A 16,509-nucleotide genomic window follows, 5' to 3' on the forward strand; every position below is an offset into this window, starting at 1 on the left:
TTTAGTCTGCGTCAAGCCTGGTCTGTAGGGTGGATCTCATGACGCATGAGCGCGCCGGACAGCCCGCCCGGCCATCCGACCTGGTCGACGTGGCCCGCCTGGTGACCGCGTACTACACGCTGCACCCCGACCCCGCCGAGGTGTCGCAGCGCGTGGCGTTCGGCACCTCGGGTCACCGGGGCTCGTCCCTGGACACCGCCTTCAACGAGGACCACATCCTGGCGACCAGCCAGGCGATCGTGGAGTACCGTGCCGCGCAGGGCATCACCGGGCCGCTGTTCCTCGGCGCCGACACCCACGCGCTGTCGGAGCCGGCCAAGGTCTCGGCGCTGGAGGTGTTCGCCGCCAACGACGTGACCGTGCTCGTCGACAGCCGCGACGGCTACACGCCCACCCCCGCCGTCTCCCACGCGATCCTGACCCATCCGGGCTCCGACGGCGTCGTGGTCACCCCGTCGCACAACCCGCCGCGCGACGGCGGGTTCAAGTACAACCCGCCGAACGGCGGGCCGGCCGACACCGACGCCACCTCCTGGATCCAGGACCGCGCCAACGCGCTCATCGCAGGCGGTCTGAAGGAAGTACGGCGGGTGCCGTACTCCCCCGCGCTCGGCGAGCGCTACGACTTCCTCGGCGCCTACGTCGACGACCTGCCCAGCGTGATCGACGTCGACGCGATCAGGTCGGCCGGCGTGCGCATCGGCGCCGACCCGCTCGGCGGGGCGAGCGTGGCCTACTGGGGCGAGATCGCCGCCAGGCACGGCCTCGACCTCACGGTCGTCAACCCGCTCACCGACCCGACGTGGCGGTTCATGACGCTCGACTGGGACGGCAAGATCCGCATGGACTGCTCCTCCCCGCACGCCATGGCGTCGCTGATCGCCAACCGCTCCACCTACGACATCGCCACGGGCAACGACGCCGACGCCGACCGGCACGGCGTCGTCACCCCCGACGCCGGCCTGCTCAACCCCAACCACTACCTGGCCGTGGCCATCTCCTACCTGTACGGTCACCGTCCCTCGTGGCCGGGCGACGCGGGCGTCGGCAAGACCCTCGTCAGCAGCAGCATGATCGACAGGGTGGCGGCGTCCGTCGGGCGCAAGCTGTACGAGGTGCCGGTCGGGTTCAAGTGGTTCGTCGCCGGACTGCTGGACGGCTCGCTCGGGTTCGGCGGCGAGGAGAGCGCCGGGGCCTCGTTCCTGCGGCGCGACGGGTCGCCGTGGAGCACCGACAAGGACGGGATCATCCTGGCGCTGCTGGCCTCGGAGATCCTCGCGGTGACCGGGTCGTCGCCGAGCGAGCACTACTCCTCGCTGACGTCGCGGTTCGGCTCGCCCGCCTACGCGCGGGTGGACGCCCCGGCGACCCGCGAGGAGAAGGCGGTGCTGGCCAAGCTGTCGGCGTCGCAGATCACCGCCGGCACGCTGGCCGGCGAGCCGATCACCGGGGTGCTGACCAACGCGCCGGGCAACGGGGCGCCGCTGGGCGGGGTGAAGGTGACCACCGAGAACGCCTGGTTCGCGGCCAGGCCCTCGGGCACCGAGGACGTCTACAAGATCTACGCGGAGTCGTTCAAGGGACCCGAGCACCTGGCCCGGGTGCAGGAGGAGGCCCGCGCGGTCGTCTCGGCCGCGCTCGGCTGACCGCCGGCCGCGTCGGCGCGCCGGCCGGCCCGCCCGCCCCGCGCCTCACGCCGGCTCCGGTCACCGGTCACCGGTCACCGGTCCAGCGGGACCGCCGACTCCCGTCACCGGTCCAGCGGGACCGCCGGCTCCGGCTGTACGGCGGTGCGGGCCAGGTCGGCGCGACGCCCCGCGGCCACCCCGTCGCGGTAGCCGGTACCGCTCATCCGCGGCACGCTGCGCCTGATGCGCGGGTACACCTCCGCCACCGCCCGCTCCACCTCGGCCCCGCGATCGGCCAGCACCAGCTCGGTGCCCGGCGCGCCGGACGCGGCCGCCCGCGACTCGGCCGCCACCAGCAGCCGGTACACCTCGTCGGTGAACCCCAGCATCCACGAGCGCCGGTAGGCCCGCACCCGGTCGGCCGGCACCGGCACCCTGGCCAGCCCCGAGGCCATCTGCAGCAGCAACGAAGTGGCCAGCAGGTCGGCCCGCTCCAGGTCCGACGCGAACCCGAACACGTGCACCCGCTGCCCGCCGTCCCCCTTGCCGATCAGCACCGGACGGCAGCGCACCGCCTCCGACACCAGGTACACCAGCCTGGCCTTCTCCCGCGCCCACGGGTCGCCGAGCGTGACGACCCGGCCGGCGGGCACGCCGCGGGCCGACGAGGGCGCCGACGGGGCCGCCCGCTCGATGCCGTACTTGGCCATCAACGCCGTCGCCGCGGCCATGAACGTCTCGCGCTCGTGCTCGTTGTCGGTGCCCTCGGCCTTGGCCAGCAGCTTCCGCACCCGGTCGAGGGTACGGCTCATCGCGGGATCGCTCACCCGGCGAGGATACGGTCCTCCTGCGCGATGACGGGGAAGGTGCCGGTGTCCACGATGCCGTGCTCGTGGTAGAGGGCCTCGATCAGCGCGTGCGCCTGCGGTTCGAGCTTCCACAGCGCCCGGTACTCCCTGGCGGTCGCCAGCGAGATGCCGATCTCCTGGGCGATGTCGACCGTGCGCGGCACGATCCGCTTGGCGATCTGCCGGTCCCAGTACTCGCGGGCGGCCCGCATCAGGGCGGCGCGCTGGGCGGTGTCCATGACCTGCGGGGTGGTGTCGAGGACCGCGACGTCCTCGTCCTCGTCCTCCACCAGGCGGGCCAGCGCCGGGGGCAGCGCGGGCCTGGCGGGCACCGGCTGGTGGTCGGTCTCGGCGGCCCACGGCACGCGGGGGTCGGCGTCGATGAGCTTGGCGGTGTTGTAGAGGGCGGCGATCTGCTGCAGCAGCGCCTCCTGGCGGGCCGGGTCGACGGCCAGCCCGGTGTGCTCGACCGCCTGGTCCATCGCCCGGTCGAGGCGGGCCATCGCCACGCGCAGCTTGCGCTCGGAGGCGCCCTGCTCGCGCAGGCTGCGGGCCTTCTTGGCGGCCAGCGCGACGCGGGTGAGCCTGCGGTGGGCGTCGACCTCGCTGGCCGTACGGTCGGACACCTCGGCCAGCCCCATGCGCACCAGCACCCGCTCCGGCGTGAAGCGCCAGTTGATGCGGCCGGTGCCGCGGATGCGGTGCCGTTCGATGGCCATGCCGCGCTCCCACAGCCACGCGGCCACCAGCGGCGCGGCCAGGCGGAAGACCGCCTCGGCAAGGCTGCGCGCGTCCATGCTGGACAGCACCGCGGTCAGGCAGGTCAGCGCCCACACGGCGATGCCGTCGATGCCCGCCGAGAAGTTCTCCCTCATGTTGCGCCGGGCGCGCACCGCCGAGGTGACGATCGCCACCTCGATGAAGGCGAACAGCAGCAGCCTGAGCGGCCCGTCGAGGCCGAGCACATCACCGGAGAAGCGCCACATGCCCTGGGCGGACACGCCCGTGGCGATGGAGGCGGCGACGACGGTGAGGATGTCCTCGATCGGGCGGGGAGCTATCACCTGAAGGTAGAAGCGCGCCCCCACCCGGAGGACGACGCGAAGGGCCAGGAAGGCGAGCGCCAGGGCGATCAGGGCCAGCAGGCAGACCAGCGCCGCGCTGACCGGGTGCTCCGACGCGAAAGTGGCGGCTTGCTCGATGAGAGGCATCAGTCACTTTCCGTCAGTCTCGATGTCCGACTGTATATCGACGAGATCATCGCAGAATGTCGGCTTCTTGTATGCGAAACCGAGGTGTTGGGGTGTGCGGCCGGCGGTTTCACCACCACGCCGGGACTTCCGCCCTCGCCCGGGGGTAGGGAGCGGGCATGTCGAACCTCGAACCAGAAGACGAGCCGGACTTCGCCGACGAGCACAGCCCCTCGCCCAGCGACCCGGCCAACCAGCCGGAGCAGGACCCGGACCAGGAGGTGTACGGCGGGGACGAGGGCTACGAGCGGCCGACCGATCTTCCGCCCCCGGGATGAGCCGCAATTCCTACCAGGGGATCACATAACCGACGACCTGCCCCCCTACGCTGTCACACGTGTCTGATAATGAGTTCCCGCTCGTGCAGTTCATGCGCGAAGGTTTCGATCCGGTCGCCGAGCTGGCCCGCATCCGCACGGAGCAAGCCGCCTACCCCATGCGGATCCCCGGCGGGCAGACCGTGTGGCTGGTCACCCGCTACGAGGACGTGAAGGCCGTCCTGGGCGACGCGGGAAAGTTCAGCAACGACTTCGGCAACGTGATCGGCATGGGGGCCACCCAGGAGGACCCCGGCGGTCTCGGCTTCCGCGACCCGCCCGAGCACACCAGGCTGCGCCGCTACCTGACGCCCGAATTCACGATGCGCCGCCTGCGCCGCCTGGAGCCGCGGATCGAGGAGATCGTGACCGGCTGCCTCGACACCATGGAACGCAAGGGCTCGCCCGTGGACCTGGTGGAGGAGTTCGCGCTGCCGATCCCGTCGCTGGTGGTGTGCGAGCTGCTCGGCGTGCCGTACGAGGAGCGGTCCGACTTCCTGCGCCTGAGCACGGACCGGTTCGACTTCTCCGCGGGCCCGGAGGCCTCGCTCGCGGCGGTCAACGAGTCGGTGGCCTTCCTCACCGAGCTGGCCAAGAGGGAACGCAAGAACCCCGGTGACGGGCTGCTCGGGCAGCTGGTGCGCGACCACGGCGACGAGATCTCCGACAGGGAGCTGGCGGGGTTCGCCGACGGCCTGCTGACCGGCGGGCACGACACCAGCACCAGCATGCTCGCGCTGGGCACGCTGTGGCTGCTGCAGAACCCCGACGAGCTGGCCAGGGTGCGCGAGGGCGGCGAGCACGTCACCAGGGTGGTGGAGGAGCTGCTGCGGTACATGAGCGTGGTCCAGGTCGCCTTCCCCCGCTTCGCCCGCGAGGACCTGGAGCTGGCCGGGCAGCCGATCGCCAAGGGCGAGATGGTGCTGTGCTCGCTGGCCGCGGCCAACCGCGACCCGGCGCTCGGCGCCGACATCGACACCGTCAAGCCGATGCGGGAGGCGCCCTCCCACCTGGCCTTCGGGCACGGCATCCACCGCTGCATCGGCGCCCCGCTGGCGCAGATGGAGATGCGCATCGCCTACCCGGCGCTGCTGCGTCGCTTCCCTGAGCTGCGGCTCGCGGTGCCGTACGACGACGTGCCCTTCAGGGAAATGGCCATCGTCTACGGGCTGAAGCGGCTGCCCGTCGCCTTCTGAGCGCGGCCGGTCTCCGGCCGGTGTGGTCGCCGCGCCCGACCGCACCGGCCAGTTCCTCGTCAGGCGCTCCTCCGCGGGCTCCTCGTCCTGGCGACTCACGAGCCCGCTCCTCGTCCCGGCGACTCACGGGCCGGTTCCTCCTCCGGGCGGCTCACCGGCTGCTCCTCCTCCGGGCGGCGCACGGGCCGCTCCTCCTCCGGGCGGCTCACCGGCCGGCTCCTCCTCCGGGTGGCCGGAAGTCGGGTGGCTGGAAGAGGATCAGGAGCGAGACGACGGCGGCGGCGAGCACGCCGAGCGTCATCACCACGACCGCGATCAGCAACACGCGCACCTACCAGAGATGGCTCTCCCCTGGGAGCGTGTCAAGGCGTAGCGTCACAGATGTGGCAGCGATCGATCTGAGCGGTATCAGGGCCGTGGTGTTCGACACCGACGGGGTGGTCACCGACACGGCCCGGGTGCACGCCGCGGCGTGGAAGAGCGTCTTCGACCCCTACCTGCGCGCCCTCTCGTCGACGCCGTTCGACGTGCGCGAGGACTACCTCTGTCACGTCGACGGGCGCACCCGTCTCGACGGGGTCCGCACCTTCCTCGCCTCGCGCGGGATCAGGCCGGGCGAGGAGGAGGTGGCCGCGCTCGGAAGCGCCAAGGACCGGATCTTCGTCGAACAGATCGAGCGGTACGGCGTGGCGGCCTTCCCGTCGGCCGTCGGCCTGCTGCACGAGCTGCGCCACCGCGGCTGCCGTACGGCCGGCGTCTCGGCGAGCGCGCACTGCCGCAAGGTGATCACGGCGGCGGGGCTCATGCACCTGTTCGACGTCGTCATCGACGGCCGGCACGACCAGCCGGGCCCCGCCTCCTTCGAGGAGGCCGCCAGGCTGCTGGACGTCCCGCCGGAGCGGGCCGCCGTGGTCGGCGACACGCTGCCGGGGATCGAGGCGGCGGCCCGCGCCGGTTTCGGGCAGGTCGTGGCGATCGACCGGGCCGGGCTGGCCCTCAAGGAACTTGGCGCCCACGTGGTCATCACGGATCTCGCGGAGCTGGACGTCACCGGCCGTGTTCCTCTATAACGTGCGGTTATGACGGACAACCTCGACCTCGCCGCGCGCGCCCAGGAGCTCGCCGACCGCGCGCCCGCCGGGTCGCTCAGCCGTACCGCCGCCCACTCCGTCGCCATCACGCTGGCGACCACCAGGGACGCCGAGCACGCCAGGAACGTGCTCGACGGCCTCGATCCCGTCGACGTCCGGCAGGCCGCCCTGGAGCTCTTCGGCGAGCTCACGGCGGGCGAGCCGGACATCGCGCGCTAGCGGCGGCGGCTCCGGCCGTCCGGAAGCCGCGTTACGGACCGGGCGGGGGGAGGCACCGACGGGCAGGCGTCATATCCTGGATGAACCCTTGTCCGCCGACCCCAAACGGTGATCTGTATGTTCGAGGTCTTCTCGGCCCTCGCGCCGCCCGCGATCGTGGCCACCGCCTTCCTGCTCGGCGTCCGCGCCCTGCTCAAGCACGAAAAGGCGGCCAGGGCGCAGGAGCGCCGCGAGGCGATGGCCGAGAGGCGGGCCGCCGCGGGCGGGCAGTAGCGGGTCAGGCGGCCTTCTCCTGCGGTTCGATGCCCGCCGGCAGAGTCGCACCGCCACCTCGATCAGCGCCACCTCGATCAGCGCCACCTCGATCAGCGCCCCCTCGCGTGCGCTCACGGCTGGGGTGGGGCGCGCTGGGGCGGGCGCGCTGGGGGTGGGCGCGCCTGCGGCTGGGATGGGTGGGCTCGCGACCGAGGGCGCCGATGGGTCCTGCCGGCCCCGTCCGCGAGGGCCTCTTGCTCTCCGCCGTCACAGGCCGGTCGCGGGGATGTTGCCCTCACGCGGCCGCGGCGCGGATGATCTGCCCGTGGACCGGAAACAGCGGATGCCGAGACCCGTGGACATCGCCTGCCTGCTTCTGACGATCCAGTCGGCGCTGGCCGCCGTAGGCGCGGTGTTCATGGGTGGGCTGCTCGTGGGGACGTCCGACGCGCCGTGGATCGCCTGGGCGCTGGTGTCCCTGGCACTGGCGGCGGGGGTCTGCGGCTGGCTCCTGGCCGACCGGATCTCCTCCCGCAGGCGGCGTGTCCTTCTCGCGGTCGTGGCGCTGGAGGCCGCGGTCTTCGCCGCGGGGCTGGCCAAGACGCTCGCGGAGTCCGGCCTCGAGGTGTTCACGCTTGTCAACCCGCGCTGGTCGTGCCCGTCGTGGTGGTCGGCCTCCTGCTGGGCCCGCCGTCGGGAAGGGCCTGGTTCGACCGCTGAGGGCCCACCGACTCCCCCACTTCCGGCCTGCCGTACCCGCCCTTCCCGCTCCCCGCACCCGGGCCCTGCCGTACCCGGGCCCTGCCCTTCCCGGGCCTGCCGTACCCGTCGCTTCCCCTTACCCCCGGCCTGCCGTACCCGGGCCTGCCTTATCCGGCGCTTCTCTCACCCCCGGCCTGCCGTACCGGCTGCTTCCCGCTCCTCCGCTCAGGCCGCGGTGCCCGCTCCCCCCGCTCAGGCAGCGGCGATGATCTCGATCTCGACCAGCCACTCGGTGACGAGGGTCTGCGCCACGATCGCGGTCGTCGGCACGGGACGGCCGCCGAGCGCCGCCACCCTGGCCTTGGCGTTGGCCTCGGCATAGGAGGAGTCGCGCAGGTAGCTGGTGAGCCGCACGATGTTGTCGACGGTCATCCCGGCGGAGGCGAGGATGGCGCGGATGTTGGACCAGATGAGCTCCAGCTGGTCCTCCAGGGTGGCGCCGGGGACGCCCTGAGGGTCAAGGCCCATCGTGCCCGCGACGAACAGCAGCCGTTGGGCGCCGCTGACCTCGATGGCGTGCACGTAGTCGGCGGTGGCGGGGTAGACGCCTTCGGTCGGGTTGCGCGGGGTGATGTCCATAGCGCCGCAATGTATCCGACGCGTCCTGACGGGGGCTCGCCATTTTCGCCCTGCCCGGCACCGATCGTCCCACCCGGGGCGCCCCCGGCCGGCACGTGCCGTCGCCGTCCCGTTACCGTCGACTCCACGCCCTTGACGCTGCCGAGTCAGGCGATGTAGAAAGCTCGCGAAGATCACAAACAGGGGTGGGACAGCGAACGTGTTCTGACGATCACAGGAGATGTCTGATGACGGACGACCGCAATCTCACCGAACATCTCGCGCGAACCGCTCATGATCAGGGATGGCTCGACCGCCCGGCATATCTCACCGCAAGCACCGTCCACCGGTACGCCGACGTCTTCGCCGGGGCCGAGCGGGTGGCCGGGTTCCTGTCCGCCTCGGGCGTCCGCAGGGGAGACCGGGTGCTGGCGTCGCTGCCCGACGGCATCGACCTGATCTGGACCATCCTCGGCACGCTCCGTATCGGCGCGATCGTCGCGCTGGTCAACGCCGACCTCCATCCCGACGAGCTACGGCAGACGGCCGAGCTCGCGCGGCCGAAGCTCACCATCGCCGACCCGCGCATCGCCGACGTCTTCGACGGCGCCACGGTCACACCGGCCCTGATCCCGGCCGAGCCCGGACAGGTTCCGGCGCCCCCCGCGGCCGCATGCGGCCCTGACACCCCCGGCATCGCCCTCCTCACCTCGGGAACGACCACCGGACGCCCCCGTCTGTGCTTCCACACGCACGGTGACCCCCACGTCTTCGCTTCCGCGTTCGGCAGGGTCCTGGACCTGCGGCCCGACGACGTGAGCCTGTCCGTGTCCCGCATGTACTTCTCGTACGGGCTCGGAAACACGCTCCTCTACCCGCTGCTCAGCGGGAGCGCCGCCGTACTCGCGGCGGAACGGCCCGCTCCCGCCGCCGCGCTCGCCGCGATGCGCGACCTCGGCGTCACCGTGTTCTACGCCCAGCCGAGCTTCTACGCCAGGCTGCTCGCCGAGCCGGACCTGTCGCCGCTGGCCGGCCTCCGGCTGGCCGTCACCGCCGGCGAGGTGCTCGCCCCGGGCCTGGCGGCCGGCCTGCGGGAGGTGCTGGGGGGACGGCTGCTCAACGTCCTCGGCACCACGGAGGTGGGGCAGGTGTTCGCCGCGAACAGCCTCGCGGAGGCCAGGGAAGGCACGGTCGGCCGCTGCCTGCCCCCGTTCCGGGTACGGCTGGTCGACGACGCGGGCGAACCCGTGCCCGCCGGGGCGGAAGGCAACCTGGAGGTCGCCGGGCCCACCATCGCTCCCGGCATCGGCTCCCCGTCGGACGTGCCCCGGCACGGCGAGGGCACGTGGTGGCCCACGGGTGACACGGCGACCATGGACGACGACGGCTACATCCGGATCCACGGCAGAGCCGACGACATCGAGATCGTCGGCGGACAGAACGTGCACCCCGCGGAGATCGAGGACGTCCTGGCGCAGCATCCGCTGGTGATCGAGGCGGCGGTCTGCTCGACACGGACCGAGGACGGCACGTCGAGGCTGCTGGCCTACGTCATCGCCAAGGGCGACGAGAGCGATCACGCCGCGATACGCAGCGACTTGTCCGACTCGGCCAAGGAGCGGCTGACCTGGTACAAGGTGCCATCGGAGATCGTCTTCGTGACCGAGCTGCCGCGAACCTCCACGGGCAAGCTCAGCCGGCGGCGACTACGGGCTCAGGCGGCGCGCTGACCGGCGGGAGGCGGCGCACATGACGACACACCCGAACGGACTCCACTGCCGATTACTCCCTTCCGGCGAACCGGCGCCCTCCGGACGTCACGTCCTCGGCCGGATCGCGTTCATGGACCACCACCGTGCTCCCGCGATCCGCGCAGGCGTGGCCGACATGGGTGTCCACCTGGCCAAGGACGGGAACAGCCGCGTCACCGAGGTGTGGGAGACGGATGCTCCCGTCACGTCAGGCATGTACCAGGACCTGGTCTACGCCCACGACGGCGAGTACCTCTTCTGCGCCGGCCAGGTCCCGGCCAACAGGTCGTACCGGGAGCCGGTCCGCGACGCCTACCGGACGGCCTTCGATCTGCTCGCCAAACTCGACTACCCCACCGTCATGCGGATCTGGCAGTTCATCACCGACATCAACCGCGCCAACCCGGACGGCCTGGAGGTCTACCGGGACTTCTGCCTCGGCCGGGCGGAGGCGGTGGATCGCCTTCTCGGGCGAGCCGACGACATGCCGGCCGCGACCGGGGTCGGCGCGCTGGGCGGCGGCATCAGCTGGTACCTGTTGGCGTCGCGGAGCGGGCGGGCGCGCAACATCGAAAACCCGCTGCAGGTGCCCGCCCCGTCCTATCCGCACCGGTACGGTCCACGCCCGCCGAAGTTCGCCCGCGCCACCTGCTTCACTCCGAGCGGCCTCGAGGGCGCCGGTGACCTCTTCGTCGCCGGTACGGCCGGCATCCTCGGCCACCGGACGGTCCACGCGGGCGACGTCGAGAAGCAGTGCGACGTGACCCTCGGCAACATCGCGACGGTCATCGGCCGGGAGAACCTGCTGGCCCACGGGATCGATGACGGCCGGACCCTGAAGGACCTCCGCTTCGTCAAGGTCTACGTCCGTCACGAGGAGGACGTCCCGCTTGTCGCCGCCAAGTGCGAGCAGGCCTTCTCCGACAGGGCGGAGATCGCCTACTTCACCGTCGACATCTGCCGGTCGGACCTGCTGGTGGAGATCGAAGGCATCGCCCCGCGCCCCTGACACGCCTCCGGCGCCCGGGCTGCGGGTGACCCGCCGGTGCTCGGCCGCTTGTCCGGGGTCGCGCGGTCGTCCGGTCAGGGCGCCGGTCTCGGCCCGGGTCTGCTCGACCTGGCGGATCTGCGCCACCGCACCGCGCACGACAGCGCGGCGTCGCCGTCGCTCAGGCGATGATCTTTCGCCCGTTTTCAGGAGCGAGTGGTACGACAAGACCGCAGGTGCATGAGAGTCCGCCTGGGCGACCGAAACAGGCGGACGGATGACCTTGGACTTGGTGAAGTAGGCCTCACTTGCTCTCATGTAGGGCGCAGAACAGGCCGACTGGCCGACCTGCAGGGTCGTCTGCGTCGCTGAATTCCGTGATCATGGCTCGAAGTGCTCGCTGGAATTCGACGTACCGCTCAGGCGTCAATCTGACCTCGATGGACGCCAACAGCGGCTCGGTGTCGGTGGAGTCTGCGGCTGCGGCTGCGGCTGCGGCTGCGGCTGCGGCTGCGGCAAGGTAGCTGTCGCGGGCGCGGTCGAAGCTTGCGGCGTCCAGTGCTCTGGACTGCCGTCTGCCTTGCGGGCTCAGCAAGCTCGCGTCCAGGTACAACAAGACCTGGCATGCTCGGTAGCTTCGCTCGGCAATCCCCGAGACCAATCGGGACGCGGCGACTTCGATCAGCCCGCGCGATTCCAGCATGTTGATGTGGCGGTACAGCTTGGTGACCGGCTGTCCCAGCTCGGCAGACAACTCCTTGACCGTTCGCACTGGCATCTCGTCGCCGGCGCCTGGCGTCAGCACCCTCAGGATCGCGAGGCGCGTGGGGTGGGACAACGCCTTGAGCGTCTCCACGTCGCTGACGGGGTTTGCGGGTGAGTCCATCACACATCCTGAGGCAGCTTGTCGGATAGGCCTTGCCACCCATTCACGGACCTGACAGCATTCACCATAACGTGAATAGCTCCGTCAACACTCGACGATGAGGACCATGAGCATGGACATCACAGGGTCACGTACGGTTCCGCTGAGGCGCAACTGGCGCTTCCAAGCGTTATGGATCGGCTCCACCACCGGCTTCCTCGGCATGGAGGCCGCCGATGTCGGCTACCCTCTCGTCATCCTGGCGATCACCGGGTCGCCGGCCCACGCCAGCCTGTTCGGGTTCGTCCAGCTCTCGGCCTTGATAATGCTCGGCCTGCCGGCTGGCCGAATCATCGACCGACGAGATCGGCGTCGTGTCCTACTCCTGGTCGAAGGCGTCCGGTTCCTTGCGGTAACCAGCGCTGCCGTCGCGCTTGCCATGCAGGAGCTGACGCTGGCGCACCTTCTCATCGTCGCCGCAATCCTCGGCGGCGGCGGAGCGTTGAGCGGCCCGGCACGCATGTTGATCGTGCGGGAGATCGTACCGCCGGAGCAGCTCACAGCGGCACTCACTCAGGAGGAGGTACGCGACAACCTGGCGACTCTCCTTGGGGCGCCGTTGGGCGGGTTCTTGTTCGGTGTCCGGCAGTTCCTCCCGTTCGCACTGTCGGCTGTGACCTTCGCTGTTTCGTGGATTGCGGTATTGATCGTGCGGGTTCCGGCCAAGGGTGCGGCTGAGGAGAGTGCTCCCAGTGGCTGGCTCGACGGGGTCCGAATGCTCTTTCGGGATCCGGTCCTGCGTGCTGCAACGCTGGTGGTCGCCGCGCTGAACACGGTGGGTGCGCCGCTCATGCTGATCACGATCGTGGTGCTCCGCGATCAGCAGATCCCGCCGTGGCAGACCGGGTTGGCGCTGAGTGGACTCGCTGTTGGCGGACTGCTTGGTGCGCCTCTTGTGCGGCCGCTCCATGGGCTTCGGCCGGGCATCGTGCTCTTAGGTGTGCTGCTGAGCCAGGTGCCGGTGTTCGCGCTGCTTGCGGTGCCGTTGGGACCATGGTGGGTGTTCGCCCTGCTGTTGTGGGCAATGCTTGGGCTTCCCGCGTTGGGCGTGCTCATCGACGTGCTCATCTTCCGCCAGGTACCGGACGACCGCCGGGGCAGCGTGATCGCCGCGACCACGACGATCGCCGGAATCGGCGCACCTGTCGGCAGCGCGGCCGCTGGTCTCCTCCTGCAGTTTCTGGCCCCGAGTATCGCTCTGCTGCTCGTGGCGGTGGTGCTCGCGCTCGCCGGAGCGTACCTCGCGAGCAACCCGGGGCTGCGGCAGGCTCGATGGCCGGAACAACGATGAACAATCAGGGCTCCGGCTCAGGGAAGGCCGTGCCATCGAGACCATCGCCGATCTCGTCGGGCACGCGGGCACCAGCGTCACGGAGACCGTGTACCGACACCAGCTCAGGCCGGTGATCACCAAGGGCGCTCAGACGATGAACATCATCTTCGCGACAGCCGACACGGGTAGAGAGTCCGAGTGAGATGGCTCCCGATGGGCTCCCATCGGCCCCCAGACAGCGAGAAGGGGCCCCGGATCTCCTCCGGAACCCCTTGCCACCTGGAACTTCGTGTGGGCGATACTGGGATCGAACCAGTGACCTCTTCGGTGTGAACGAAGCGCTCTCCCGCTGAGCTAATCGCCCGCCCTGTCCGGCCCCTCGCGGCGCCGACGTGGAAAACCATACCGCACTTCCCGACCACGCGCGAAGCGGCGCCGATCGGCAGGGGATTCGGGCCAAACGCGGCGGTTGCCCATCAGCATGGTGGCTCTGTGGCATACCATCGAGCTGTTCCGGAAGGCCCTGATCGCCCGAAAGGTCGCGCGGGGCGCGCCGGATCGACGCCGGCAACCGCAAAACCCTCGCAAACATCATCCAAGTTAATGATGTTTAGCCAGGTAGATGCCCAAATGTCCAGCTGTGAGTTGCGTTACAGAAGGGCCTGGAGGCGGAATCTTTCCTACAGGTTTCTTCGTTCGGCGTCATAGCTCAGGACGAAGTCCGTCAGAGCAGTGAAAGCCCCGAAGAGGGGACCGTACGACGAAAAGGTTTGGCTGACGATGAACAGCACCACCGTCTCCGCCGAGCTTGGCCTTCGGCTTGTGGTCCCCGACCGTACCACCGTCCCCCTGCTCGCCGGGCTGAGCTATACAGCCGACGACCCGTATGCCATCCGCATGGCCTTCCACGTAGGGAACGACGAACCGGTCGAGTGGATCTTCGCCCGTGAACTGCTGACTGTAGGCATCGTGAGACGTGTCGGCGACGGCGACGTGCAGGTATGGCCCGCACGCGCCGACGGCGAGCGCACGCTTCACATCAGCCTGACGTCGCCGTTCGGACAGGCGCTCTTCGAAGTCCCCCTGGCACCCCTGACCGAGTTCCTGCACCGCACGTACGAGCTCGTACCCGCGGGCAGGGAGACCGATTTCATGGACCTGGACTCCGAGCTGACCAACATGCTCTGGCCGTCCTGACCTGTCCCTCCTCCCCCGCCGGCCACCTCGTCGTCGGACGACCCGTCGGCGCGCCTCCCGCGGCGCTCGGCCCGCACCGTTCCTGGTGCGGGCCGTTTCGCGTCTCAGAGCCTGGCGAGGGCCTCCTTCATCCGTGCCACCTCGATGCCCTGGCCCGAGTAGACGTCCTTGGCCATCAGCCGCATGCGCTGGTCCTGGCCGCCGGACAGCTCCTCGCCCGCCATCCGCATCGCGCCCTCGTGATGCCTGATCATCAGCTCGAGGAACAGCCGGTCGAAGGCCGGGCCGCGCGCGGCCCGCAGCCTGTTCATCTCCTCCAGCGACGCCATCCCGTAGGCGCCGGGGGCGTGCGAGCCGTGATCGGGTACGGCCCTGCCGAGCGCGCGCAGCCAGTCGCGCATGACGTCGATCTCCGGCTGCTGGGTGAGCGCGATCTGCCGCGCCATGCCGAGCACGCCCGCGGTCGTCGTGCGCGACCCGGCCAGGTCGGCCATCTCGAGCGCCTGCCGGTGGTGCGGGATCATGCCTTCGGCGAACCGCACGTCCGCCGCCACGGCCGACCAGTCGCGGGAGGGGAGCAACTCCCCTGGCGCGGCCGTACGGCCGGCCCCGCCCGGCGTGTCAGGCACGATCACCGGAGCGCCTGAACCGACCGCCGAGGGCCCGTCGTGCTCCGCCGCGGCGCAACCCGTCAGCGCCGAAGTCACCAATACCGTGACGATAAGTCCGCACGTTCGGAACCTGGCTGGCATAGCTTCCATACTGGGCCACGATTCCGAAGGGGGCGCGTGTGAAGGTGACCAGGCTGGGCGCTGTGGTGACGATGATGCTGGTGGTGTCGGCGTGCGCGTCGGCGCCGCCGCCCGTGCAACCCCCACGCGCCGCCTCCTCGTCGTCGGCTCCGGCCTCCGCCCCTGCGGCCTCCACCCAGGGCTCCGGCGGCGACGAGGTGACGACGAGCGCCAACGTCAGGCTGGTCGCCAACGTGCCGCGCGAGGCCCCGCTCAACGGCAGCACGACCTGGAACTCCGACCTGGCCTTCCAGGGCGACTACGCCTTCGTCGGCAACTTCGGCGGCTTCACGATCTACGACATCAGCGACCCCACCAAGCCGAAGACGGTCAGCAAGGTCGCCTGCGAGTCGCAGCAGAACGACGTGTCCGTCCACGGGAACCTGCTGTTCCTGTCGGTGGACGAGGTCCGCTCCGACCCGACGTGCGCCTCGAAGCCGGCCGGCCTGGGCTCCTCGGACGGCGGCACGCCGTGGGAGGGCATCCGGATCTTCGACATCACCGACAAGACGGCGCCCAAGTACGTGAGCTCGGTGGCGACCGACTGCGGCTCGCACACGCACACCATGGTGCCCGGCAAGGACCCCGACACCCTCTACATCTACGTCTCCTCGCCGGGACCCGAGCCCAGCTCCAAGACCTGCCCCGCGCCGCACGAGCTGATCCAGATCGTCGAGGTGCCGGTGAAGAACCCGAAGCAGGCCAAGGTGGTCGCCTCGCCCAACATCTTCCCCGAGGGGCAGGGCAGCGACTCGTTCATGGCGGGCTGCCACGACATCACCGCCTACCCCGAGAAGAACCTGGCCGCCGCCGCCTGCTTCGGCGACGGGGTGCTCCTCGACATCACCGACCGGGTGAAGCCGAAGGTGCTGCAGCAGATCAAGGACAAGGAGAACTTCCAGATCTGGCACTCGGCGACCTTCAACAACGACGCCACGAAGGTGGTCTTCGGCGACGAGCTCGGCGGCGGCGGGATGGCGACCTGCGACTCCAGGACGCCCAGGACCAAGGGCGCGAACGCGATCTACGACATCGTGAACGGCAAGCTGGAGCGGCGCGGCTACTTCAAGATGCCGCGCGAGCAGGCCCCCAAGGAGAACTGCGTCGCGCACAACGGGTCGCTGATCCCGGTCAAGGGCAAGGACATCATGGTCCAGGGCTGGTACCAGGGCGGGGTGTCCATCTGGGAGTTCACCGACTCGAACGCGCCGAAGGAGATCGGTTTCCTCGACCGGCCGGCCGAGCACTCGCAGATGATCGCGGGATCGTGGTCGGCGTACTACTACAACGGCTACATCTACTCCAGCGACATACTGCGCGGCCTGGACGTCATCGCGATCGACGACCCGCTGACCGATCCCGCCAAGTCGGTGAAGATGGCCGACTTCAACGTGCAGACCCAGAAGACCTACTGAGTCCTGGTCGGCGGCGGGGGCGAGCCGGGCCCCCGCCGGGTCACA

General features: G+C 70.2%; 18 protein-coding genes and 1 tRNA gene. 11 read left to right on the forward strand and 8 right to left on the reverse strand.

The features are described from left to right. The first annotated feature begins 38 nt into the window (after nucleotides 1-38). On the forward strand, nucleotides 39-1,646 hold the full coding sequence (gene pgm, locus ABZX22_RS22570; protein WP_354912239.1) for a phosphoglucomutase (alpha-D-glucose-1,6-bisphosphate-dependent): 1,608 nt from the start codon (nucleotides 39-41) through the stop codon (nucleotides 1,644-1,646). Between the two features lie 104 nt (nucleotides 1,647-1,750). Here the strand turns inward: pgm and ABZX22_RS22575 are convergent, their stop codons facing one another. Beyond that, on the reverse strand, nucleotides 1,751-2,455 hold the full coding sequence (locus ABZX22_RS22575) for a DUF2786 domain-containing protein (RefSeq protein ID WP_354912241.1): 705 nt from the start codon (nucleotides 2,453-2,455) through the stop codon (nucleotides 1,751-1,753). Further along, nucleotides 2,452-3,687 (reverse strand): hypothetical protein, encoded by a 1,236-nt coding sequence (locus ABZX22_RS22580; RefSeq protein ID WP_354912244.1) that lies wholly within the window; start codon nucleotides 3,685-3,687, stop codon nucleotides 2,452-2,454. Before ABZX22_RS22580 ends, ABZX22_RS22575 begins: the two co-directional genes overlap by 4 nt. 158 nt (nucleotides 3,688-3,845) lie before the next feature. On the opposite strand from ABZX22_RS22580, the gene ABZX22_RS22585 reads away from it, so the two are divergent. Both ABZX22_RS22585 and ABZX22_RS22590 read left to right on the forward strand, forming a co-directional pair. Next, nucleotides 3,846-4,004, forward strand: coding sequence for a hypothetical protein (locus ABZX22_RS22585; protein ID WP_354912246.1), 159 nt, complete (start codon nucleotides 3,846-3,848; stop codon nucleotides 4,002-4,004). A 59-nt stretch (nucleotides 4,005-4,063) separates the two neighbouring features. Beyond that, complete coding sequence (locus ABZX22_RS22590) at nucleotides 4,064-5,239, forward strand: cytochrome P450 (RefSeq protein WP_354912249.1); 1,176 nt, start codon at nucleotides 4,064-4,066, stop codon at nucleotides 5,237-5,239. 205 nt (nucleotides 5,240-5,444) lie between these two features. Here ABZX22_RS22590 and ABZX22_RS22595 read toward each other — a convergent pair whose 3' ends face one another. Continuing rightward, nucleotides 5,445-5,570: a hypothetical protein gene (locus tag ABZX22_RS22595; protein WP_354912251.1), complete on the reverse strand. Its 126-nt coding sequence runs from the start codon at nucleotides 5,568-5,570 to the stop codon at nucleotides 5,445-5,447. A 52-nt stretch (nucleotides 5,571-5,622) separates the two neighbouring features. Here ABZX22_RS22595 and ABZX22_RS22600 point away from each other — a divergent pair, with 52 nt between their 5' ends. From ABZX22_RS22600 to ABZX22_RS22610, 3 genes are all read left to right on the forward strand, one after another. Then, the gene (locus tag ABZX22_RS22600; protein WP_354912254.1) at nucleotides 5,623-6,309 is read left to right on the forward strand and encodes an HAD-IA family hydrolase; all 687 of its coding nucleotides are present in this window, start codon (nucleotides 5,623-5,625) and stop codon (nucleotides 6,307-6,309) included. Between the two features lie 9 nt (nucleotides 6,310-6,318). Further along, on the forward strand, nucleotides 6,319-6,549 hold the full coding sequence (locus ABZX22_RS22605) for a hypothetical protein (RefSeq protein ID WP_354912257.1): 231 nt from the start codon (nucleotides 6,319-6,321) through the stop codon (nucleotides 6,547-6,549). A 117-nt stretch (nucleotides 6,550-6,666) separates the two neighbouring features. Then, on the forward strand, nucleotides 6,667-6,822 hold the full coding sequence (locus ABZX22_RS22610; protein WP_354912260.1) for a hypothetical protein: 156 nt from the start codon (nucleotides 6,667-6,669) through the stop codon (nucleotides 6,820-6,822). Between the two features lie 249 nt (nucleotides 6,823-7,071). Here the strand turns inward: ABZX22_RS22610 and ABZX22_RS22615 are convergent, their stop codons facing one another. Together ABZX22_RS22615 and ABZX22_RS22620 are read right to left on the reverse strand one after the other, a co-directional pair. After that, entirely contained in the window at nucleotides 7,072-7,437 is a 366-nt protein-coding gene (locus ABZX22_RS22615; protein WP_354912263.1) for a hypothetical protein, read from the reverse strand. Between the two features lie 321 nt (nucleotides 7,438-7,758). Next, on the reverse strand, nucleotides 7,759-8,145 hold the full coding sequence (locus ABZX22_RS22620) for a RidA family protein (protein WP_354912266.1): 387 nt from the start codon (nucleotides 8,143-8,145) through the stop codon (nucleotides 7,759-7,761). Between the two features lie 227 nt (nucleotides 8,146-8,372). On the opposite strand from ABZX22_RS22620, the gene ABZX22_RS22625 reads away from it, so the two are divergent. Next, on the forward strand, nucleotides 8,373-9,854 hold the full coding sequence (locus tag ABZX22_RS22625; protein WP_354912268.1) for an AMP-binding protein: 1,482 nt from the start codon (nucleotides 8,373-8,375) through the stop codon (nucleotides 9,852-9,854). A gap of 19 nt (nucleotides 9,855-9,873) precedes the next feature. Beyond that, the gene (locus ABZX22_RS22630) at nucleotides 9,874-10,884 is read left to right on the forward strand and encodes an FkbO/Hyg5 family chorismatase (protein WP_354912271.1); all 1,011 of its coding nucleotides are present in this window, start codon (nucleotides 9,874-9,876) and stop codon (nucleotides 10,882-10,884) included. A gap of 283 nt (nucleotides 10,885-11,167) precedes the next feature. Here ABZX22_RS22630 and ABZX22_RS22635 read toward each other — a convergent pair whose 3' ends face one another. Continuing rightward, on the reverse strand, nucleotides 11,168-11,719 hold the full coding sequence (locus ABZX22_RS22635) for a helix-turn-helix domain-containing protein (RefSeq protein WP_354912274.1): 552 nt from the start codon (nucleotides 11,717-11,719) through the stop codon (nucleotides 11,168-11,170). Nucleotides 11,720-11,855: 136 nt separating this feature from the next. Between ABZX22_RS22635 and ABZX22_RS22640 the strand changes: the two genes are divergently transcribed. Beyond that, on the forward strand, nucleotides 11,856-13,079 hold the full coding sequence (locus tag ABZX22_RS22640; RefSeq protein WP_354912276.1) for an MFS transporter: 1,224 nt from the start codon (nucleotides 11,856-11,858) through the stop codon (nucleotides 13,077-13,079). Nucleotides 13,080-13,353: 274 nt separating this feature from the next. Here the strand turns inward: ABZX22_RS22640 and ABZX22_RS22645 are convergent. Continuing rightward, nucleotides 13,354-13,425, reverse strand: a tRNA-Val gene (locus tag ABZX22_RS22645). A 416-nt stretch (nucleotides 13,426-13,841) separates the two neighbouring features. Between ABZX22_RS22645 and ABZX22_RS22650 the strand changes: the two genes are divergently transcribed. Further along, complete coding sequence (locus tag ABZX22_RS22650) at nucleotides 13,842-14,258, forward strand: SsgA family sporulation/cell division regulator (RefSeq protein ID WP_354912278.1); 417 nt, start codon at nucleotides 13,842-13,844, stop codon at nucleotides 14,256-14,258. 104 nt (nucleotides 14,259-14,362) lie between these two features. Here the strand turns inward: ABZX22_RS22650 and ABZX22_RS22655 are convergent, their stop codons facing one another. Continuing rightward, complete coding sequence (locus ABZX22_RS22655) at nucleotides 14,363-14,965, reverse strand: DUF305 domain-containing protein (RefSeq protein ID WP_354912283.1); 603 nt, start codon at nucleotides 14,963-14,965, stop codon at nucleotides 14,363-14,365. Nucleotides 14,966-15,048: 83 nt separating this feature from the next. On the opposite strand from ABZX22_RS22655, the gene ABZX22_RS22660 reads away from it, so the two are divergent. Continuing rightward, nucleotides 15,049-16,464, forward strand: a complete 1,416-nt coding sequence (locus tag ABZX22_RS22660) for a hypothetical protein (RefSeq protein ID WP_354912286.1) — start codon at nucleotides 15,049-15,051, stop codon at nucleotides 16,462-16,464. Nucleotides 16,465-16,509: the final 45 nt, after the last annotated feature.

Origin of the sequence: Nonomuraea sp. NPDC003804, assembly GCF_040610675.1 — a bacterium.
Classification (GTDB): domain Bacteria; phylum Actinomycetota; class Actinomycetes; order Streptosporangiales; family Streptosporangiaceae; genus Nonomuraea.